17 protein-coding genes and 2 pseudogenes are annotated in these 21418 nt (G+C 55.4%); 15 read left to right on the top strand and 4 right to left on the bottom strand.

The features are described from left to right. Positions 1 to 154: 154 nt before the first annotated feature. A complete protein-coding gene (locus CFBP1590_RS25630; protein WP_058432790.1) occupies positions 155 to 1087 on the top strand; it encodes an SdiA-regulated domain-containing protein in 933 nt (310 codons plus the stop codon). A 109-nt stretch (positions 1088 to 1196) separates the two neighbouring features. Continuing rightward, complete coding sequence (locus tag CFBP1590_RS25625; RefSeq protein ID WP_167383108.1) at positions 1197 to 2105, top strand: SdiA-regulated domain-containing protein; 909 nt, start codon at positions 1197 to 1199, stop codon at positions 2103 to 2105. Positions 2106 to 2175: 70 nt separating this feature from the next. Here the strand turns inward: CFBP1590_RS25625 and rpiA are convergent, their stop codons facing one another. Continuing rightward, complete coding sequence (rpiA, locus tag CFBP1590_RS25620; protein WP_088236188.1) at positions 2176 to 2847, bottom strand: ribose-5-phosphate isomerase RpiA; 672 nt, start codon at positions 2845 to 2847, stop codon at positions 2176 to 2178. Positions 2848 to 2992: 145 nt separating this feature from the next. On the opposite strand from rpiA, the gene ilvA reads away from it, so the two are divergent. Next, complete coding sequence (gene ilvA, locus CFBP1590_RS25615) at positions 2993 to 4507, top strand: threonine ammonia-lyase, biosynthetic (protein WP_088236187.1); 1515 nt, start codon at positions 2993 to 2995, stop codon at positions 4505 to 4507. A gap of 149 nt (positions 4508 to 4656) precedes the next feature. Beyond that, positions 4657 to 5085, top strand: a complete 429-nt coding sequence (locus CFBP1590_RS25610; RefSeq protein ID WP_058432673.1) for a DUF2269 family protein — start codon at positions 4657 to 4659, stop codon at positions 5083 to 5085. Positions 5086 to 5097: 12 nt separating this feature from the next. Here the strand turns inward: CFBP1590_RS25610 and CFBP1590_RS25605 are convergent, their stop codons facing one another. Next, on the bottom strand, positions 5098 to 5754 hold the full coding sequence (locus CFBP1590_RS25605) for a histidinol-phosphatase (protein ID WP_004882820.1): 657 nt from the start codon (positions 5752 to 5754) through the stop codon (positions 5098 to 5100). 142 nt (positions 5755 to 5896) lie between these two features. On the opposite strand from CFBP1590_RS25605, the gene CFBP1590_RS25600 reads away from it, so the two are divergent. Both CFBP1590_RS25600 and ptsP read left to right on the top strand, forming a co-directional pair. Then, positions 5897 to 6376: an RNA pyrophosphohydrolase gene (locus CFBP1590_RS25600; RefSeq protein WP_002555745.1), complete on the top strand. Its 480-nt coding sequence runs from the start codon at positions 5897 to 5899 to the stop codon at positions 6374 to 6376. A gap of 21 nt (positions 6377 to 6397) precedes the next feature. Beyond that, complete coding sequence (gene ptsP / locus CFBP1590_RS25595) at positions 6398 to 8677, top strand: phosphoenolpyruvate--protein phosphotransferase (RefSeq protein WP_025994331.1); 2280 nt, start codon at positions 6398 to 6400, stop codon at positions 8675 to 8677. Between the two features lie 78 nt (positions 8678 to 8755). Here the strand turns inward: ptsP and CFBP1590_RS25590 are convergent, their stop codons facing one another. Further along, entirely contained in the window at positions 8756 to 9502 is a 747-nt protein-coding gene (locus CFBP1590_RS25590) for an NRDE family protein (protein WP_058432674.1), read from the bottom strand. Between the two features lie 127 nt (positions 9503 to 9629). Between CFBP1590_RS25590 and lgt the strand changes: the two genes are divergently transcribed. The 8 genes and pseudogenes from lgt to CFBP1590_RS25550 all read left to right on the top strand — a co-directional run bounded on the left by lgt (position 9630) and on the right by CFBP1590_RS25550 (position 19282). Beyond that, positions 9630 to 10442: a prolipoprotein diacylglyceryl transferase gene (lgt, locus tag CFBP1590_RS25585; RefSeq protein ID WP_004882818.1), complete on the top strand. Its 813-nt coding sequence runs from the start codon at positions 9630 to 9632 to the stop codon at positions 10440 to 10442. A 52-nt stretch (positions 10443 to 10494) separates the two neighbouring features. Next, positions 10495 to 11154: pseudogene (gene thyA / locus CFBP1590_RS25580) on the top strand (thymidylate synthase); the annotation flags it as partial. Between the two features lie 135 nt (positions 11155 to 11289). After that, positions 11290 to 12522, top strand: a complete 1233-nt coding sequence (locus CFBP1590_RS25575) for a tyrosine-type recombinase/integrase (RefSeq protein ID WP_057429684.1) — start codon at positions 11290 to 11292, stop codon at positions 12520 to 12522. Continuing rightward, positions 12519 to 14888: a tyrosine-type recombinase/integrase gene (locus tag CFBP1590_RS25570; protein WP_088236185.1), complete on the top strand. Its 2370-nt coding sequence runs from the start codon at positions 12519 to 12521 to the stop codon at positions 14886 to 14888. The genes CFBP1590_RS25575 and CFBP1590_RS25570 overlap by 4 nt, the downstream gene beginning before the upstream one ends. Beyond that, on the top strand, positions 14885 to 16996 hold the full coding sequence (locus CFBP1590_RS28205; RefSeq protein WP_231991780.1) for a site-specific integrase: 2112 nt from the start codon (positions 14885 to 14887) through the stop codon (positions 16994 to 16996). Before CFBP1590_RS25570 ends, CFBP1590_RS28205 begins: the two co-directional genes overlap by 4 nt. Continuing rightward, positions 16993 to 17517, top strand: coding sequence for a hypothetical protein (locus tag CFBP1590_RS25560; RefSeq protein ID WP_057429683.1), 525 nt, complete (start codon positions 16993 to 16995; stop codon positions 17515 to 17517). Before CFBP1590_RS28205 ends, CFBP1590_RS25560 begins: the two co-directional genes overlap by 4 nt. Continuing rightward, positions 17514 to 18347, top strand: coding sequence for a thymidylate synthase (locus CFBP1590_RS25555; protein ID WP_088236184.1), 834 nt, complete (start codon positions 17514 to 17516; stop codon positions 18345 to 18347). The genes CFBP1590_RS25560 and CFBP1590_RS25555 overlap by 4 nt, the downstream gene beginning before the upstream one ends. Positions 18348 to 18730: 383 nt before the next feature. After that, positions 18731 to 19282, top strand: coding sequence for a hypothetical protein (locus tag CFBP1590_RS25550; RefSeq protein WP_088236183.1), 552 nt, complete (start codon positions 18731 to 18733; stop codon positions 19280 to 19282). Between the two features lie 449 nt (positions 19283 to 19731). On the opposite strand, the pseudogene CFBP1590_RS28200 reads toward CFBP1590_RS25550, so the two are convergent. Then, positions 19732 to 19940: pseudogene (locus CFBP1590_RS28200) on the bottom strand (hypothetical protein). Between the two features lie 262 nt (positions 19941 to 20202). Between CFBP1590_RS28200 and CFBP1590_RS25535 the strand changes: the two are divergent. Next, positions 20203 to 21417, top strand: a complete 1215-nt coding sequence (locus CFBP1590_RS25535) for a PIN domain-containing protein (RefSeq protein ID WP_088236181.1) — start codon at positions 20203 to 20205, stop codon at positions 21415 to 21417. Position 21418 lies beyond the last annotated feature (1 nt).

The raw sequence follows: 21418 nt of genomic DNA, 5'->3' as shown, positions 1-21418 counted from the left end.
GCCATCCGGATTAACGTCCGGGTGGCTTTTGTTTATCCGCTGGGTAATAGTTCATTCCGATTTGCGTTTTTTTCACACCTGTTCTGGATAATCCTGCCGGCCCTTCAAGGGCGATAAGCCCTGTCGACGTTACCTCTGCTCGGGAACACCTTGAATGCCCCTCCCTGCCCAAACGCTGCCTGCCGCCAAGAAACGCTTTGCCTTCATTCGGAGCCTGCGCTGGTATTCGTGGCTGTTACTGGCGGTCATCATGGGCTACGGCCTGGCCTTTGCGATGCACTGGGATGATCGTGCGGTGCTCTGGGTTCAGGAAAGTTTCGAGAACAAGGCGGGCCGCAGCGCAAGCATCTGGTTGCCGGACTACCATGTAGAGATCGATGCGAAAGCGTTGCCCGGCATGGAAAAGGACGAGGCTTCGGACCTGTCTTATAACCCGATCACCAAGACTCTGTTCGCCGTTATGGGCAAGAACGCCTTTCTGGTCGAGCTGACGCTTACGGGTGATGTGCTGCGCAAGATCCCGCTGGTCGGCTGGAGCAATCCAGAGGGCGTGGCAGTGATGAACGACGGACTGATCGCCATCACCGACGAGCGTCAGCATCAACTGACCATCGTCAAGGTCACGGCAGAGACCACGACGCTGAACATCGAGGACTTCCCGAAATACGATCTGGGCAAATCCGACAACCAGAACAAGGGTTTCGAAGGCATCGCCTGGGACCCGCGTCGCCAACAGTTGATACTGGGCGAAGAGCGGCCTGCTGCGCTGTACACCTGGAAAAGCGATGGCAGTGACGTGCTCAAGGGCGATAAGCAGAAACTGCCAAGCCGTTCGCTGGACATGCGTAACCTGTCGTCGTTGAGCATCGACCCGCGCACCGGCCACATGCTGGCTTTGTCGGCGGACTCGCATCTGCTGCTGGAGGTGGATGAGCAGGGCGAACAGGTCAGCTTCATGACCTTGCTGGGTGGCATGAATGGCCTGAAAGAAACGATTCCGCGTGCTGAAGGCGTTGCGCTGGATGAGGCAGGAACGTTGTACATGGTGAGCGAACCGAACCTGTTCTATTCGTTTCGCAAGCACTGAGCCAGGACGGCGACACATACTTGGTAAAAAAGTAGCACTACGCCATTAAGCTTGTTTTCAGAATGGCGTGCTATCAATGCCGCCCGCTCAACCTTTTCGAGTCACCCCAATGCGTCGCTCTACCCGCTCTTTGCTCCTGCTTGTCATCCTCGTGCCGTTGATCGTCTTGCTGTTTTCCATCGCCAACCAGCGATACCGTTTCGTGGAGCGTGCTCAGTTCGATTGGCAGATGTTCTGGCAGTCCGATTCGCAGGAAGCCATCGGCCTTGATCAATACCGGGCGGTGATCGAAGGGCAGGTTATCGACGGGCTGACAGACGACGTTTCGGGCCTGAGCTACGATCCTGATCGTAAAAGTCTGTTCACGGTGACCAACCAGAACGCCGAAATGGTCGAGTTGAGTCTCGATGGGCACATCCTGCGACGCATCAAGTTGATCGGTTTCGGTGATGCGGAAGCCGTCGAGTACATCAGTCCTGGCGTGTACGTGATCAGCGACGAGCGCCAGCAGCGCTTGATCAAGGTGCACATCGATGACAGCACCCAGTCGGTGGATGCGGCCAATGCCGAACAACTGACGCTGGGGCTCAACGCGGGCGGCAACAAGGGCTATGAAGGTCTGGCCTATGACCGGCACCGTGAGCGTCTGTTCGTCGCCCGCGAGCGTGATCCGGTGCAGATCATCGAAGTGCGCGGCTTCCCCAAGACTAATGCAGAAGGCCCAAGCAATCTTCAGGTGATTTCCGACAGCAAACGCGATGCCGGTCTGTTCGTGCGCGATCTTTCCAGTCTGCAGTTCGATCAGAACAGCGGTCACTTGCTGGCATTGTCCGATGAGTCCAGGCAGATCGTCGAGCTGGATATCGATGGCCGTCCGATTGGCAGCGGCTCGCTGAAGAAGGGGCAGATGGGCCTGAGCAAGACCGTGCCCCAGGCCGAAGGCGTGGCCATGGACGACGATGAAGTGCTGTATCTGGTGAGCGAGCCGAACCTGTTCTATGTGTTTCGCAAGCCATAACCCTGCGAAACGTTAGCCAGTTGAAACAAAAGTGCCCACGCAAGGTGGGCACTTCTTCAAGCCGTGACGCTTAGCGGGTCAGGGTTTTCACACCTTCGGCCGTGCCCAGCAACAGCAGATCCGCCGGACGCGCCGCGAACAGACCATTGGTGACCACGCCGACGATGGCGTTGATCTGTGCTTCCAGCTCCACCGGATTGGTGATGCTCATGTTGTGCACGTCGATAATGATGTTGCCGTTGTCGGTCAGCACGCCTTCACGGTAGACCGGGTCGCCGCCCAGCTTGACCAGTTGGCGCGCTACATGGCTGCGCGCCATCGGGATGACTTCAACCGGCAGCGGGAAAGCGCCCAGCACGGGCACCAGCTTGCTGCCGTCTGCGATGCAGATGAAGGTCTTGGCGACAGCCGCCACGATCTTCTCGCGGGTCAGGGCTGCGCCGCCGCCCTTGATCAGGTTCAGGTGCTCGTCGCTCTCGTCCGCGCCGTCGATATAGAACTCCAGATCGCTGACCGTGTTGAGCTCATACACCGGAATGCCTTGGCCCTTGAGGCGCGCAGCGGTGGCTTCGGAGCTGGCGACGGCGCCGTCGAAGGCGGCCTTGTGTTTGGCCAGCGCGTCAATGAAGCAGTTGGCCGTGGAGCCGGTGCCGACGCCCACAATGCTCTTGTCGTCGAGCTTCGGAAGGATGAAATCGACAGCTGCCTGGGCGACTGCCTGTTTGAGTTGATCCTGGGTCATGCGGGCTCCACGGTGCCAGAGGTGTGCAAAAGGGCCCGCATTATAGCGGCGAGCGCGGCGTAAAGCCCCGTCATTCGTATGGTCGTGCATCGGACTGCGGGGTAGACTTGCCGGTCTTGCCCTTTCCGCCAGTGATGTCGTCCCGATGCTTGAACAGTACGTCAAGAAAATCCTCACTTCCCGCGTCTACGACGTCGCCATCGAGACGCCGCTGCATGGCGCGCGTCAGCTCTCCGAACGGCTCGGCAATCAGGTGCTGCTCAAGCGCGAAGACTTGCAGCCGGTGTTCTCGTTCAAGATTCGCGGCGCTTATAACAAGCTGGCGCAGCTGACCGCTGAAGACGCGGGGCGCGGCGTGGTCACGGCTTCGGCGGGCAACCATGCGCAAGGGCTGGCGCTGGCGGCGCGGGAGCTGGGCATCAAGGCGACCATCGTCATGCCGCGCACCACGCCTGAAATCAAGGTAGAGGGCGTACGCTCACGCGGGGCGACCGTGGTACTGCATGGCGATTCGTTTCCCGAGGCGTTGGCGTATTCGCTGAAGCTGGTCGACGAGCAGGGTTTTGTGTACATCCATCCCTATGACGATCCCGACACCATTGCCGGTCAAGGCACGGTTGCCATGGAAATCCTGCGCCAGCAGCCGGGGCAACTGGACGCGATCTTCGTGCCGGTGGGCGGCGGTGGACTGATCGCGGGGATTGCGGCCTACGTGAAGTATTTGCGGCCCGAGATCAAGGTGATCGGCGTCGAGCCGGACGATTCCAACTGCCTGCAAGCCGCCATGGCCGCGGGCGAGCGTGTGGTGCTCAGCCAGGTCGGGCTGTTTGCCGATGGCGTGGCCGTGGCGCAGATCGGCCATCACACCTTTGAGGTCTGCCGTCACTACGTGGATGAAGTGATCACGGTCAGCACCGACGAGATCTGTGCGGCGATCAAGGACATCTACGACGACACCCGCTCCATCACCGAACCTTCCGGCGCGCTGGCCGTGGCGGGGATCAAGAAGTACGTCGAGCAACGCGGTGTCAGCGGCCAGACCCTGGTGGCGATCGACTCCGGGGCCAACGTCAACTTCGACCGCTTGCGCCACGTGGCCGAGCGTGCCGAACTGGGCGAAGGCCGCGAAGCGATCATCGCCGTGACCATCCCCGAACGGCCCGGCAGCTTCAAGGCGTTCTGCGAGGCCATCGGCAAACGGCAGATCACCGAATTCAACTACCGCTACCACACCGACCGCGAAGCCCACATCTTCGTCGGCGTGCAGACCCACCCCGAGAACGATCCGCGCAGCGCGTTGATCGCCAGCCTGACCGAGCAGGGCTTTCCGGTGCTGGACCTGACCGACAACGAACTGGCCAAGCTGCACATCCGCCACATGGTGGGTGGACACGCCGAGCGGGTCAGCGATGAAGTGGTGCTGCGCTTCGAATTCCCCGAACGGCCCGGTGCGTTGTTCAACTTTCTTAACCGTCTGGGCGGACGCTGGACCATCTCGATGTTCCACTACCGCAACCATGGTGCGGCGGATGGTCGAGTGGTTGCAGGGCTGGTGGTGCCTGAGGACGAGCGGCACCTGGTGAGCCAGGCGCTGGCCGAGATCGGCTATCCGTACTGGGATGAAAGCGAGAACCCGGCGTACCGGTTGTTCTTGGGCTGAGGCCTTCAAGCTGCTTACACCGGGACGCGGAGCGTCCTGAGCGGCATTCCCACGCGGAGCGTGAGGAACGATCAGCATAAAGGCTATAGCTGTTGATGCAGGTCTGACTGCTAGACTCAACCCGCCCGATTCAAGAGGAAGACCCTGCAATGGAACCCGTCACTGCCCTGAAAACCCTGCACATCGCTGCCATCACGCTGTTGCTGCTCAGCGTTCTGGTGCTGGCCAGCGGCGTCATCAAGGTGCGCCTCGAAGGTGATGCGACCATCCAGACGCGTCTGCTCAAGCGTCCATTGCTGTTCTTCTGGCTGCTGATGGCGGTCTGCCTGGCGATTCTGCCGTTCAGCGGCTGGTGGCTGGTACATTCGATAGGTTTGTCGCTGGGGCAGACCTGGGTGTTGGGCAGCAGCGTGCTCTATACGGTGGGCCTGTTCAGCTGGGCATGGCTGGTGGCGAGGCTGAACCGATTGCGCCTCGGCGCGCGGACCGACAGGCGCGGCTTCACCCTTGCACTGGCGATCATCAGCGTGGTGTGTTTCGTCGTAATCGCCGGCCTGATGGGCTTCAAACCGGCGTAAGCACTGGCTGAATCAGTGGCGCAGCGTGATCACCGGCCAGCCGCGTTGTTCGGCTTCGGCGCGCAGTTTCGGATCGGGATCGACCGCGACCGGATTGGCGACTTGCTCCAGCAGCGGCAGATCGTTCATCGAGTCGCTATAGAAATAGCTGTCCTCAAGGCTGAACGCGTTCTCTTCCAGCCACAGATTCAACCGCGTGACCTTGCCTTCACGGAAGCACGGAATGCCCGTCGTGCGGCCGGTATAACGGCCATCGATCATCTCGCATTCAGTAGCCAGCAGCGTCTCGATCCCCAGCCGCTCCACGATGGGCGCCGTCACGAAACGGTTGGTCGCGGTAATCACCACCAGCTTGTCGCCCGCCGCACGGTGCTTGGCGATCAATTCCATGGCCTTGGGCAGCATGATCGGTTCGATGCAGTCACGCATGAACTCACGGTGCCATTGCGCCAACTGTTCCATCTCGGTCGCGCCCAGAATCTCCAGTGTGAAGTTCAGGTAGTCGGTCATGTTTAACGTGCCAGCCAGGTAATCCTGATAGAACTCATCGTTACGGGTTTTGTAGGACGCGGTGTCGAGGATGCCGCGACGGCACAGATAATCACCCCAGGCGTGATCGCTGTCGCCACCCAGAAGCGTGTTGTCGAGGTCGAATAGTGCCAGGCGCATGCGGTTACTCGCTGAATTAGCTGAAAAAAGAGCATCAGAATACGAGGTTTTCACAAGTCTTCACATAAGGTGACAAGCCTCGTTGCTGGTTTGATCGCCTTTGTGGAACAATGCGGCGACATGCGTTTGCGAGGTTGTTGCCGTGATCGACCCCGATGGTTTCCGTCCTAATGTCGGGATTATTCTGACAAACGATGCTGGTCAGGTCCTATGGGCTCGGCGTATTAACCAGGATGCCTGGCAGTTTCCGCAAGGGGGAATCAACCCACAGGAGACGCCGGAAGACGCGCTTTATCGTGAGTTGAATGAAGAAGTCGGACTTGAACGACATGATGTGCAAATACTTGCCTGTACTCGAGGCTGGTTGCGCTATCGTCTGCCGCAACGACTGGTCCGTACTCATAGCCAACCGCTGTGTATCGGCCAAAAGCAGAAATGGTTTCTCCTGCGCCTGATCTCCAACGAGCAGCGGGTGCGGATGGATTTGACCGGGAAACCGGAGTTCGATGGCTGGCGCTGGGTCAGCTATTGGTATCCGCTTGGCCAGGTGGTGACATTCAAGCGCGAGGTGTATCGACGCGCACTCAAAGAGCTTGCCCCGCGCCTCTTATCGCGCGACTGACACGGAGTTCGACCCCGAGCCATGCTCAATACGCTGCGCAAGATCGTCCAGGAAGTTAACTCCGCCAAGGATCTCAAGGCGGCGTTGGGCATTATTGTGTTGCGCGTAAAGGAGGCCATGGGCAGCCAGGTCTGCTCGGTCTACCTGCTCGATGCCGAAGCCAACCGTTTTGTACTGATGGCCTCCGAAGGCCTCAACAAACGGTCCATCGGCAAGGTCAGCATGGCGCCGAACGAAGGCCTCGTGGGTCTCGTGGGCACGCGCGAAGAACCGCTGAACCTCGAAAACGCCGCCGATCACCCTCGTTATCGCTACTTTGCCGAAACCGGTGAAGAGCGTTACGCGTCGTTCCTGGGTGCGCCGATCATCCACCACCGCCGTGTGGTCGGGGTTCTGGTGATCCAGCAAAAAGAGCGCCGCCAGTTCGATGAGGGCGAAGAAGCCTTCCTCGTCACCATGAGCGCGCAGCTCGCGGGCGTTATTGCTCACGCCGAAGCCACTGGCTCGATCCGGGGGCTGGGTCGCCAGGGCAAGGGTATTCAGGAAGCCAAATTCGTCGGCGTGGCCGGTTCGCCCGGCGCTGCGGTCGGTGTGGCGGTGGTCATGCTGCCACCTGCCGATCTGGAAGTGGTTCCCGACAAGACGGTTACTGACATCGCGGCCGAGCTGGCGCTGTTCCAGAACGCACTGGAAGGCGTGCGCAATGATATGCGCACCCTGTCTGCCAAGCTCGCCACGCAGCTGCGCCCCGAAGAGCGCGCGCTGTTCGACGTCTATCTGATGATGCTCGACGATGCCTCGCTGGGCAGTGAAGTCACCAACGTCATCAAGACCGGCCAGTGGGCGCAGGGCGCGTTGCGCTCGGTGGTCAACGAACACGTCAAACGTTTCGAACTGATGGACGACGCTTACCTGCGCGAGCGGGCCTCGGACGTCAAGGACCTGGGTCGCCGCCTGCTGGCCTATCTTCAGGAAGCGCGGCAACAGGCGCTGGTCTACCCCGACAATACGATTCTGGTCAGCGAAGAACTGTCGCCGGCCATGCTCGGTGAGGTGCCGGAAGGCAAGCTGGTCGGTCTGGTCTCGGTGCAGGGTTCCGGTAACTCCCACGTCGCGATTCTGGCCCGGGCCATGGGTATTCCGACGGTCATGGGTCTGGTCGACTTCCCGTATTCCAAGGTCGATGGCATCGACCTGATCGTCGACGGCTACCACGGTGAGGTCTTCACCAACCCCAGCGACATCATGCGCAAGCAGTTCGGCAAAGTGGTCGAGGAGGAGCGTCAGCTCTCCCAAGGCCTCGATGCGCTGCGTGAGCTGCCGTGCGTGACGCTGGACGGGCATCGCATGCCGCTCTGGGTCAACACCGGCCTGCTCGCCGACGTGGCGCGTGCTCAGCAGCGTGGCGCCGAAGGTGTCGGGCTGTATCGCACCGAAGTGCCGTTCATGATCAACCAGCGCTTCCCGAGCGAAAAGGAACAGCTGGCAATCTACCGCGAGCAGCTGGCGGCTTTCCATCCGCTGCCGGTGACCATGCGCAGCCTGGACATTGGTGGCGACAAGGCGCTGTCGTACTTCCCGATCAAGGAAGACAACCCGTTTCTTGGCTGGCGCGGCATTCGTGTGACCCTCGACCACCCGGAAATCTTTCTGGTTCAGACCCGCGCCATGCTCAAGGCCAGTGAAGGCCTGAACAACCTGCGCATTCTGCTGCCGATGATCTCCAGCACCCACGAGGTGGAAGAAGCGCTGCACCTGATCCACCGCGCCTGGGGTGAAGTGCGTGACGAAGGCACCGACGTGCCGATGCCGCCCGTGGGGGTGATGATCGAAGTCCCGGCGGCGGTCTATCAGACCCGCGATCTGGCGCGTCAGGTGGACTTCCTGTCGGTCGGCTCCAACGATCTGACCCAATACCTGCTCGCGGTCGACCGCAACAACCCGCGTGTCGCCGACCTCTACGATTACCTGCACCCTGCGGTGCTACAGGCCCTGCAAAGCGTGGTGCGAGACGCTCATGCCGAAGGCAAACCGGTCAGTATCTGTGGCGAAATGGCGGGCGACCCAGCGGCCGCAGTGCTGTTGATGGCGATGGGCTTCGACAGCCTGTCGATGAACGCCACCAACCTGCCGAAAGTGAAGTGGATGCTGCGCCAGATCAACCTGAGCAAGGCCAAGGACCTGCTGGCCCAATTGATGACCAACGATAACCCGCAAGTCATCAGCAGCTCGCTGCAGCTGGCACTGAAAAACCTCGGCCTGTCGCGGATGATCAACCCAGGGTCCGTGAAAGGGCACTAGGTTCGAGTGTTGAATTGGAGCGCGCTTGATCGTTCCCGCGCTCTGCGTGGTAACGCCTCCCAGGACGTTCTGCGTCAGCTATACGCTCAACTCAACCTCACCCAACCGCCCACCCTGCGGCCCGAAGCTGTGTTCGATCATCTGCCGTGTGCCGTCGGCGTTGACGATCAGTACGGTGCTGGCGCGGGTGCCGTAGTTGGGGCTGGCGATGAACACGCTGGACAGCAGCTTCTCGGTGGCAAGGCCCACGCCGGTTTCAGGCAGCTCGGCGTCTGCGGCAGGCTGCGGATCCTTCAGCAGGTCCAGTAATCGTTCGGGCCGAGGGTCATCCAATTGCGCTGTCAGTGCTGCTCTGGCCTTGAGCAGTTTGGGCCAGGGCGTGTTCAGGCCTGCGTTGGACAGCCCGTACACGCCTTCGCCCAGCAACCGGGGCGTCGGGTTGGTCGAGTTCAGGTAATACAACTGCGCTGCGTCACCCGCCAGCAGGTTGAAACCCGTGTATTCACTGGCGCGCGCAGCCATTTCGGCCACGTAATCCTCGGGCGATTGCTCACCTGCCAGAAACTTAGCCACCAGCTCGCCACGCGAACGCAGGCCCAAAGTCTGGCCCGGATCACGAATATTGGTCACAGCGGCAAAGCGTCCCTGGGCACCAATGCCCATCCAGGTGCCGCCGGCTTCCAGGTCCCGTCCTGCATAAACGTTCGGCATGTCCTCCCACTGGCTCAGTGGCCGGGTAGGGCGCGCATAGAATTCGTCACGATTGGCCGCCACAATCAGCGGCTTGGCCTGAGACGGCCGCCAGGCGAATACGATCAGACACATTCGGTTCTCCTTTTTTCCTGAACTGTACGCAGCTTTGTCCGGTGGCCGCTAGAGCAACCGGCCGGGCTCCGGTAACATGCCCGCCTGATTCAGTCGCCCGCACGGGCGTTCCAATTGAGGATACGCAATGCTGCCTTACCCGCAGATTGACCCGGTAGCCGTTGCCATCGGCCCGCTGCAAATTCACTGGTACGGTTTGATGTACCTGGTCGGCATCGGTGGTGCCTGGCTGCTGGCGTCACGTCGCTTGAACGCATTCGATCCGACCTGGACCAAGGAAAAACTTTCCGACCTGATTTTCTGGCTGGCCATGGGCGTGATCGTCGGCGGACGGCTGGGCTATGTGCTGTTCTACGACCTGTCGGCCTATATCGCCAATCCATTGCTGATCTTCGAGGTCTGGAAAGGCGGCATGGCGTTCCACGGTGGCTTTGTCGGCGTCATGATCGCGGCCTGGTGGTTCGGCAAGCGCAACGGCAAAAGCTTCTTCCAGTTGATGGACTTCGTTGCACCGCTGGTGCCGATCGGCCTGGGTGCCGGGCGTATCGGCAACTTCATCAATGCCGAGCTGTGGGGCAAGCCGACCGATGTGCCGTGGGCAATGGTGTTCCCGCCGTTCAGCGACCCTGCGCAACTGGCGCGCCATCCGTCGCAGCTGTATCAGTTCGCACTCGAAGGTGTGGCACTGTTTATCATCCTTAATCTTTATGCGCGTAAACCCCGCCCGACCATGGCCGTTTCCGGCATGTTCGCGCTGTTTTACGGCATTTTCCGTTTTGTGGTCGAGTTCGTCCGGGTGCCGGACGCACAGCTGGGCTATCTGGCGTGGGGCTGGGTCACCATGGGTCAGATCCTGAGTCTGCCGATGATCATCGCCGGTCTGTTCCTGATCTGGCTGGCCTACAAGCGCGCTCCGGCGTCTACCAACGCAGCGGTCTGACACCGAAACGCCGCATGCTCGCGTGCGGCGCTTTCAACAAAGCAGGTGATTTATGAAGCAATATCTGGAACTGGTCGCACATGTGATCAAGCACGGGACCTTGCAGTCCAACCGTACCGGCGTGAACACCATCAGCTTTCCGGGTGCGATGCTGCGTTACGACTTGCAGGAAGGTTTCCCGGCAATCACCACGCGTCGTATGGCATTCAAGTCGGCCATCGGCGAGATGGTCGGTTTTCTGCGTGGCGTGAGCAATGCGGCCGAATTCCGCGAGCTGGGCTGCAAGGTCTGGGACCAGAACGCCAACGAAAACGCTCAGTGGCTGAACAACCCGTTCCGCAAGGGCGAGGATGATCTGGGCGAGATCTACGGCGTGCAGTGGCGCAAATGGCCTGCCTGCAAGCGCATCGATGCGGCCAATGTTGCCGCGATTGAACTGGCGCTCGGTCAGGGTTATCGCCAGATTGCCGAATCCGAAGAAGACGGCCAGGCGTTCGTGGTGCTGTACAAGGCCATCGACCAGATTCGCCAGTGCGTCGACACCATCATCAACGATCCAGGCAGCCGCCGGATTCTGTTCCACGGCTGGAACTGTGCACAGCTGGATGAGATGGCGCTGCCGCCTTGCCACCTGCTGTACCAGTTGCATCCGAACCCGCAGACGCGTGAAATCTCGCTGACCCTCTACATCCGTTCGAACGATCTGGGTCTTTTATCAGGCGGTCAGAAAAATGCACAGTACCTAACCGCTGCGTAAAAAAATTTGCCTACTCCTGCGATTTTATCTGGACGTTGACAATCTGCACATTCTGAATAGTATGTGCCGCCTTGTCGAAAGGGGGTGGGTGTGACGGTAGTAGTATCAGAAGGCGTAGAGCTTGATCTCAGAGCGTCGCCGCTAAACGACGAGACCCAGGTGGTTGAGGGGAAGGTAACAGTCATTGGGTGCGCGGTCTTTGACGATCACGAAAGAATCCTGCCGCTGGTGTCTGAGTTTCTCACTAAGGCATCCCAGACCAAAAAGCTTTCCTTTCCTTCGGTCAAAACCTATGGCCGAAACCTAGGCTACCTGGTTGACCACTTAAGCCGGTTGCCAGAGTTTGATGGATGTTCTTCAGATGAAATTCTGTTGACCGTCAAACGGCCTACTATTGCAGCATATATTGTTGATCTGCGCAGGGTGTACGGGATCGACTCGGTTACCATTCGTAATCGGGATGCCTGTTACCGGACTTTCTATAACAAGTTCCTTTGCGTTCGCTCTGACGATCAAGAGGTACGAAGAAAGAATAATCCATATGCAGCTGGATTCATTTCTCCATCTCCCAAAAGAAAGCTCGTAAAAGCCTGCTCACCTCAAGAGCTGGAAGCTCTTGTACTCTCTACTAAGAACGAGCGCGAACGGGCACTGCTGCAATTCATTTTCGATGCGGGACTTCGGCGGTCTGAGGTAGGTCGTATTACACTCGACGCTATTAACAAAGCGCTTCGTTTCTCACGAGAACAGATGATCGTTGATTCAAAAACCGTTCCTGAAGTGCCAGTTTATTGCCCGCTGTTTGTAGAGGGTAGCAAGGGCAGGGGAGGGGAAACCAAGCAGCGATATTCTATTGTCAGTAGGCCAACTCTCGACAGAATCAAGAAGTATCACGCTACGCCCCTGTACAAGCGTTATGCGGCGCGTTATGAGAGCCCTGAGAAGACGCCTGCATTCTTTAATGCTAATGGTGATCCATTCAATGCAGATGCGATTAGTGCCCTCCTGGAACGTATCTCCGAGCGAGGAGTGAAGTTCAAGCGCCTCGAGAGGTCTGTTGCACCGCATAAACTCAGGCATGGCCATGCTTACGCTATTTTGAACAGCCCAGACATTGGCAAAGACATTCTGGATCAGATGGTCATTGTTCAAATGTCTCTGGGACATGATCGCCCTGATACAACGGATATCTACACGCACATCCCTCAGGATATGTATCGAGCTCTATGCGGCAATGAATCAGTCCTGCTTACAAAAGCCGAGACTATGGCTCAGCTGTGGAAGAACACTGCCGTTCGTATCGATATCAGGATGAAAAAATGACTCCCACCATCCTAGACAAAGGACGTGTAATTGCTTGGTACAACGCCACCAAGGATTCCGCCTTCAATCTTTGCAGCTTAGAGCTGGAACGTGATCAGTATGATGACGAACTTTACCTCACTGATGCGTACATTGCTGAACATGGCTTGTGTGAGGAGTTAGAGCTATTCGCACTCAGTGAAAGGTGTTTGATCACGCAGCTGTTTGTGGACGGTTACTTGAGTCTTGAGGAGCAGTCTGTCGCCGGACTTAATTGGTCGCTAAAGCTGCTGGGTTGGTACGGAAATCTTACTGATGATGAGAAAAAAGCGATTCCAACATTTGGAAATAAAATCGGCGTCCGGTCTCTGGCAAGACAGGAGAGGAAATTTGCTACTCTTGGAAAGTTAGTGGACTACCCGGCTGTAAAGGCGGCCCTTGAGAAGATCAATACTCAACATCTGGAATCTGGATACCTTGCTGTTGATTATGAACCTGTTAAAGACAGGGGGGCTGATGGTGTCGCCAAGTCTGTAACAGTGGCCAGCCCAGAAACTCTTGACTTTCGGCGTCTGTTGAATTTGCGCGTAAATAATGTCAATGAGCTTGAAGCATCATCGTCGAGCTTTCCCTTCCAAACTATCAAGCATCTGTTCGCCTACGCCACTTCTTTTTACGACGAGTGGAAGGCGGGAATGTTTGCCTTCTCATACTTCATTCGATTTCTCAAAGGCCTAGGTTGCTCTGGTGCCGAAGGCCTGTTTGAGGCTGTAGGCGCTTACAGCCTCGTTCGATTCCGTGCTTGTCTGGTTGAACTCATAGTGGAAAAGGAGTTGGCACCTAGTACCGCTAATGGGATTTTAAGTAAAGTCCGCATCACGCTTAAGTCGCTCCAAGGCATTTCAGGTGGAGAAGATTTCAACTTCTACGACGTGGAAGGATTTGATCCTGTTCGCGTTACAGATATGTACATTCCTTACACTCCTTCGGAGCGTGAGCGGATTGCACTCTGTGTGAATGATGATATTGACCTTTATGACCGCCTCTCTCAACCTTATAAGGTCTCTGGAGTAGGCGTTGATCCCTATGAGGCGGATCAAAGTAAGATCGTGCGTGGTTACGCCACTCTCGAAAACATGCGTTGGGTTTTTGAGAACCGGTTGAACTCTACTCCACCTACCGCTGAGCAATTGAGTGTGCCTGGCTACGCCTCGTCATTCGCCAAAACCATTAATAGGTTGGCTGGTAGTGTTGAAGCTGTATATCATTCTTGGGGTGTTCTTCAGCGCGTTGATAATAGTGTCATCACTCCTTATGTGATCAAACTTGCTCAAGTGACCGGGCTTAATGCTGACTCCCTTAAGTGGCTTGATTTAGATGACTATGCTCCATACCACCCTTTCACAAAGCGTCCATGCTTGAGATATTGGAAGGAGCGTTCGGTGGGGGAAAAGCTTTACCCCCTGGATTTGATGCAAGCTGAAATTACGTGGTTAACTTCAGCTCAGTCAAATGAGGTTGCGAAAATATTTGAGGATGTTAAAGCGCTGACTAGCCGCTTTCGCTCTAGTGCACCTGAAGATATTGCCAATAAGCTGTTCATTTGGCAGTCGTCGGGGCCAAGTTCCTATGGTGAAATTAAAAGCCTTGCCACCTCTAAAGTTAGCATAGTTTCTCGCCTGTTCTCAGAATACGCCAAAGCCAAAGCGCTTCTTGATGACAATGGGGAACCGCTGAGACTGTCGGCTTCACGCTTACGTCCAAGCTTTATTAGTGAGCTTTTAGAAAAAGGAGTGTCACCCAGAGAGATTCAGGTGATTCTTGGGCATGCTAAGTTGCGAACCACAATTGCCTATTTTGATCGAATGGACTTCAATCGATTTGCTAGAAAAAAGCTGAATGAGGCTATTACCTCTATCCATGAAGGCGCAGTCGGGAGTTATGAGCGAATTCATGCTGTGGACTTAACTGATTCGGATAGCAAACCGGAGCCGGAGGCCGCGATGGCCCCCAGGGTTGTTTTTAAGACTCCACTTGCGGACTGTGTGAATATTTTCAATCCTCCCGAGTTTGTCAGGTCTCTTGCTTCATATGTCCCAGGTACACCCTGCGCTATGTATAATAAATGTTTGTCCTGTGATAATTCGATCATCACAGTTGCGCATCTGCCGCAGTTATATGCGATGTACAGGGACTATGCTCGCTTAGTAGAGGTGTCTCGAGTGATGGATACACCTTATGGGTTTGTAGTTAAAGAAAATATGTCGTTGCTTGAGGGTATGCTCGACCCTGAGACTTCTGATTTCTCAGAGGAGGAGTTGCATAATGCTCAGCGGTTGTCTGATTACATTGAGACTACCATTTTGATCGACGGGGTGGGGGTATGATTCTTAGTGAGCAACTGGTGGGTTCGATTCTGTCCCTTGGGCAGTTCAATCGAGTCGCACTTGCGGTTATGCAGAACTCCCAGCGCGTCGTTGATGACTACGAGTCCTTGCAGGCAATTGCTATTCTGGAGGCTTTGGATAGCGTTCCAGTCTCCAAGCTGTCTGTATTCAAGGACGCCGTTTGGGATTTCAATGAAGATAATCCCAATGTCTCAAGGCTCCTGCGAGGCGTTCGTCTTAAGATTGATTTTTCTCGTTATGTACACATTCCAGATGTGGTTATGCTGGAATTAAAATGTGCCACTCTTTTGTACTCTCAGGCGCCAGGTGTTCTGGTTGTAAAAGAAGCTAACCGGAAAAAGGCAGCAAAAGTTCTCAAAGCCCAGACGGTTGCTGCTGTTGTGGATCGGGGGCTGAAGTTCGTAGATCAGCTTTATGCGGTGCTTCGGCTAGATTTAGGCGATGAATACATCGACCGTACTATGCAATCGCTGTCTTTCGTGCCTTCTTCGTATTATACACTGGCGGCAGAAAGCTTTGAGTTTGTGTATGATTCCTTGGTAGAAGGCTTTTTCAAGGTGCTTCGGTCATTATCGCTTCAAGGTACTCTTTTTCCTGAGGCTATGCCTGTGGTTGACCTTGATCAGTTACCTTGGGCTCGACTGGGCAATGGAAAGAAGCCAGACAGCGAAAAGAAAGCCAAGTCAAACACTGTACTTCCCAATGAGCTTTTCGAGCACTCGTCCCACATCGCTTCAATGGTTGTCGTAGATTTTCTTGATGCTTTAGGGCACCCTATTATTGATAACTCTGTGTTGGAGATTCGCAATAATAAGCAGTTCTTCCAGGGTAAGGATAATGAGCTCAGTCCGTTAAAGCTGAACGTTTATATGGCAATGCGATTATTTAAGGCAGGCTATCCTCTTGATTACATCAAAGATATGTGGCCTGAAGGCGAAGATGTGATCGATGATCTGTTCGCAAGTAGCAATGTTGTCACCTATCGTAAGATGTGTTCGGCGTGGGTTGGCTCTAAATACGACAGAGATTTTCAGCAGTATCTAAATTATGTAGGTTATAGCTGCATGTATCTCGTGGCTCAGTTTACAGGTATGAGGCCGGGGGAATTAGTTAGGCTTATTGCTGATAGCTGTCTCAGGGAGGACAAAGAGGCAGGCTGCTGGCTTTTGGAAGGCCGTGTAGAAAAGCATCAGGATAATTTGGTTGGTTTGTTTGATGACTATTGGGTCGCGATTCCTATCGTTCGAGATGCAATAAGGGTTAGCATCATTCTAAGTAAAATCAAACAAAATCCGTACGTTTTTTCGAGCGTACAAACCGTCCAGTGTGGTGAAGACGCAGACCCCCTTTCTTCGACGGGTTTTGGAGAACCCACCCGCTCTTTCTTCAGTGGGTTCATGTCACCTGAAGAGGTGGAGGAGTTAGGCTTTTATCCCTATATGCTGCGTCATACGTTAGCTTATCAGCTGTATCGTGCGGACGTTGGTCTTCCGTTTATTTCTCACCAACTTAAACATTTTGGCGACCTAGTAGGGCGTCCGGGGTTTGGAAAGGGTTTTAGTAAGACCACGCTTGCCTATGGCGAAATCGGAGACATGCTTGCGAAAGGCAATAATCGATTCAAAGGTAAAAACCTGATCCGACACCAAGCGGAGCTTGAATGCGTGAAGACTATGTATAACCCCAATGGTAATTACGCTGGTGCCAATGCTGCGGAGCACAAGGCGAACCTAAAACAGGCGTTCGCAGGTTATATGGCAGCTGGTTATACCGATGATGAGGTCTACGAGGCGATGACAGAGCAGCATATTGCGGTCATCAACGTCGGACAGGGTTTTTGCTACGGCAAGCGGCAGGAGGGATTCGACGCCAGTCTTCCATGCATTGGGGGGCTGCGATGCAACCCTTATCGGTGCAAAAATTCCGTTGTGACTGAGGCGCATGCTCCAGCCTGGAAAAATGTGTACCTGCAAAACAAGCGCTCGATGGCCGACCCTCGTTTGCAGCACAGCGTGGGCCATTACAAAGCCGCGATGGACGAGGCTCGAATGGTACTCCGTTCACTTGGAATTGAGGTGGATGAATGATCGATTCCTCGACGCATGTCCAGGCTTTTGACTCCAAGAATCAAGAAGACTTTGATAAGAACACCGGGATCATAACTGACGGTTTGATGGCTATCGGCTCCGATAGCTCCATCAAGGCAACGGTTGCTGAGCTTAGTCGGATTACTGGAATCCACCGTAATACATTACGCCAGCGCCTGTGGCCTATTCAGCGGCTTAAAGCGATCAAGGAAGATCGTGTAGTCGCTGCGATTCGTCAGCGCCTGGTGAAAGAAAAAGCTGCCGATCCGTTGAGCGTGCTGACCTCCAAGCTAGAGGCCTCGCGACGCGAAGTGCTGCACTGGTTCGATCAGTACCTCAAGGCCAATGACCGCGCAGAGCAGCTTGGTGCTCGTGTTAATTTCATCAAGGGTACGATCTCTGAATATGAGGCCTTCCGAGCGGAGCGAGACAGCAAGCTGTTGGAGCTGAATGGTGAAATTGCTAGACTCAAACGAGTAATCGATGTCTTGCAATCTGAGCAGGCGGAAAAGAATTCATGAAAAGCTATCTGGATCTACTGGGTGACGTTCTCGAAAACGGCGCTCAGAAGGGCGACCGCACGGGTACTGGTACGATAAGCGTATTTGGCAGGCAATTCCGCCATGACCTGTCGAAAGGCTTTCCTTTGCTCACAACAAAGAAACTGCATTTCAAAAGCATTGTTAATGAGCTTATTTGGTTCCTTGGCGGCGATACCAACGTCAGATGGCTCAATGAGAACGGCGTCAAGATTTGGAACGAGTGGGCTACCGAAGAAGGTGACCTCGGGCCTGTTTACGGTAAGCAGTGGACAGCTTGGCCAACCAAAGATGGCGGCACGATCAACCAGATCGACTACGTCGTCAACGCGCTGAAGACCAATCCGAATAGCCGACGAATCCTGTTCCATGGTTGGAACGTGGAGTACCTGCCGGACGAAAAGGTAAGCCCTCAGGAAAATGCCCGGCAAGGCAAGATGGCGCTGCCGCCGTGCCACCTGCTTTACCAGTTCTATGTTGTGGACAACAAGCTGTCGGCTCACCTCTTCATCAGGTCGTCCGACACCTTCTTGGGGCTCCCATACAACACGGCATCCTTGGCGTGCCTGACGCACATGCTGGCACAGCAGTGTGATCTCGACGTTGGTGAGATCGTTATCTCGCTCAGCGATGTCCACATCTACTCCAACCATATGGAGCAGGTGAAGACTCAGCTCACTCGTGAACCACGTCAGTTGCCTGAGCTGAAGCTGCTTCGCAAGCCTGCATCCATCTACGACTACAAGTTCGAAGATTTCGAGGTAGTGGGCTACGATCCGCACCCGCATATCGCGGCGCCTGTATCGATTTGATCCCCTGCTGCATTGAGTGACAAGACCGGTCTTAGGGCCGGTTTTTTCTTTTCTGTGGATGAGGAAATGCGGTACCGCGTCATGTTTTCTGCGGGCTGATGATCCTAGGCTTTCAGTTAGGGCGTGCCCCTGCGGGTAGCGGCTGTCGTATACCAAGCCCTGACGCTGCCAGGTCTCGGCCCTTCGGGCTTCCATCCTCACGCCTTTGGCCCTGCGGGCCGGCGCGCTCCGCTTGCTTGGCGCGGACATCTCCAGTCGACTGTTTGCTGTGAGTCAGCGGTGCTCGATATCAGCGGCTGCTCAGATGCCATCGTTTCGAGCAGGGGGGGCTTTGGGTGATAGCCTATCGGGGTGCCTTACTATCCGCATCATCGGAGCGCCACATGATCGACCTCCATCACTTAATCTCCTGGTTGTTTCCCGACCGGCGTCCCGACTGGGAGCAGAAGCGTGAACGCGAGTTCATCCTGGCAGCAAATAAGCTGAAGACCCTCTCGGTGACTGACCGGGGTGGCATGTCTATCGACCCGGAAGAGATTCGCGAGCAGATCATTGCCTCACGTGAGCAGCTCAAGCATCTCGTTCGCAATCCTGGAGCCCCCAGCAACTCGCTGAACGGCGCAACTGGCACTCAGGTGGATCAGGAAGCGAGTGGCGTCGTAAAAGCTTCTGTGGAGCCACAGGACTGCATTGAGGTTGTGGCTTGGCGTAAGCTGCCAAGTGGCGCTGCCGTGCGCTACGTGTGCGTTCAGTCCCCAGTGACCGGTAGTTATGCTGTTGCTACAGCCAGCCTGTTTTCAGGAGGTACGGAGAGTCTTCCGGCTTGGGTCGACGGGAATACAAACAGGCAGGTCGCTACTGCCCTCCAAAATAGAGAGCTCCGCTGGTTCGGTAGCGTGAGTGAGGCGATGAATGCCTGGGACGAGGCGCTCTGATGAGTCTACACAGTAGAAAGGTGGATCTGCTTCCGCTTGAGTGCTACGAAGACTTCGGTGACATACCACCAGAGGGGATGGAGCTGGAGGATGTGGTGCTCATCTGGTGGACGGTCGCATCTAGGATGAGCAAAAAGGAGCTTCGAAGTAGGCTGAATGCAGTCGTAGAGAACTACCGTGATATAGGTTGCTTCCAGTACGCGGCAGTTTCAGATGTTGAAGTGCGCGGTCGATATCCTCGTGGCGTTATCAGTGTTCTTAAGCAGATACTCAGGCGGCGTGGTTTGATGCCTTAGGACACTGCTGAGGATGTGCTCTATGTCCAGGTTGAAGTCTGGCATCTGTGCATTTCCAAAGCGCTTGAGTGGTGCCCACCAAAAGCTCTAACTAGGAAGCTTCGGGGAATCCGGGTTGAAGCTGATCTGGGGTTATAAACTGGGGAGTTCGATTCACTGGCACCATGGGCCCAAGAGGGCGGATTTTCAATAATATCGATGGAGATATTGAGCTCACGCTGCATGCGCTCAAAGACCCTGTTGAGCGTCGGATGGGCATTGGACTCCCTCAGTGTTGTAACCAAGAGCAATAGCTCTCGACCTTGAGCCAAAGGCATTTGCACGTCGCAATAAACCGTGTCGTCATCGTCAGTCATTCCCATCGAAAAATCCTCATAGCACGGTCTCCGCCTCTGGCATACGCCGCCTCGGCGATTGGGCGTGCCCCTCCGGGGATGGTCTGTTGTGAACCGAGTCCGCGTCTCGGCCCTCCGGGCTTCGCGCCTCCACGTCTGCGCCCTCCGCTTGCCATGACTACTCAGCATGGATGGCGACTAGACAGCGTCCTACTCGACACCTTAGGCTCCAGCCATGGCAGATGATCTTTCTAGACGTCGCATCAACTAATCGAGAACGGAGTTTCGAATGACGACTCAGGAGCCCTCACTGGACTTTGCAGCGCTTTCCATCGACAGCAATATTTTGCGAGGTCAGCGTTACAACTTTGACGGCGGTATCCTGAAGCAGCTTGAACAGTTTAAAGGGAGCCCCGTACAGATTCTTCAGCCAGACGTTATCCACTCAGAGGGCATCAAGCATCTGGCGTCTGAAATCACTGATGCGCTAAGGGCGGCAAGGAGTAACCTTCGGACTCTGGCAAAATATGCCCTGTTTGATAATATTCAGAATTTTACCGAAAACTCGCTCGGCCCCGTCTTGAGCGCACCCGCACTGGCTGAAGCGAAGCTAAATTCTTTCTACGAGCGGATCAACGCTCGCGTCATTTCAAGTTCATCAGTTCAGATCCAAGATTTGATGAATATGTATTTTAATGCTGAGCCTCCTTTCGAAACCGCCTCTGATAAAAAGCATGAATTCCCCGATGCGATAGCGTTGTTGGCACTCAAAGCTTGGGCCGTAAGTGAGAACAAACGGACGGTGGTTGTCAGTAAGGACAAAGGGTGGCATGCGTTTGCGCAAAATTTGCAGCACCTACATGTTGTAGGAGATTTAGCAGAGGCACTGGCCCTGTTTCAGCCCCATACAAAGGTCGCAAAGCTGATAAGCCTGTTGCAGGCTGAGGGAATGCTCGAGCACGATAGTCACCTCTTTGCGAGCATAACCAATGCGATTGCAATCCACACTACCGAACAAATGCCAGAGATCGAAGCGAATGCCGTATTCAACTATGAATATGATGACTTTCAGATTGTCTATCTCTCCCATAAGTTTGCGAAGCCTGAAGTAGGCGAGAAACCAAGAATCAGGATCGTGCTCATTAAAGACGACCTCGTGGTGCTCAGCCTGTCTGCGTTGGTTTTGACCGAGGTGATGGCAACATTCTCGTTTAGTCAGTACGACTCCATCGATAAGGATTATGTCTCACTAGGTGGCACAGTCGAGGAACGCCCAGTTAGTTATGAGGCCGATGTTCTTATTCATTTTCGGGGCGATTGGAAGCATCTAGATCAAGGCCTGAAGCCTAGCAAGATCGAGATCGTCGGAACGATGCAACAGATACATTTTGGAGACATCGGGCCAGATTATTCGAATGACAGGGATGACGATATCCAGTTGGCCTGGGAACAGGAACAGGAGTACCAGAGGCGTCGAGATGATGACTTAGAGCGCTGGCGGTGAG

The sequence above is a fragment of the Pseudomonas viridiflava genome (assembly GCF_900184295.1).
Classification (GTDB): Bacteria; Pseudomonadota; Gammaproteobacteria; order Pseudomonadales; family Pseudomonadaceae; genus Aquipseudomonas; species Aquipseudomonas viridiflava.
The sequence above is the reverse complement of the archived record's forward strand: the minus strand, read 5'-3'. Positions and strand labels throughout refer to the sequence as shown.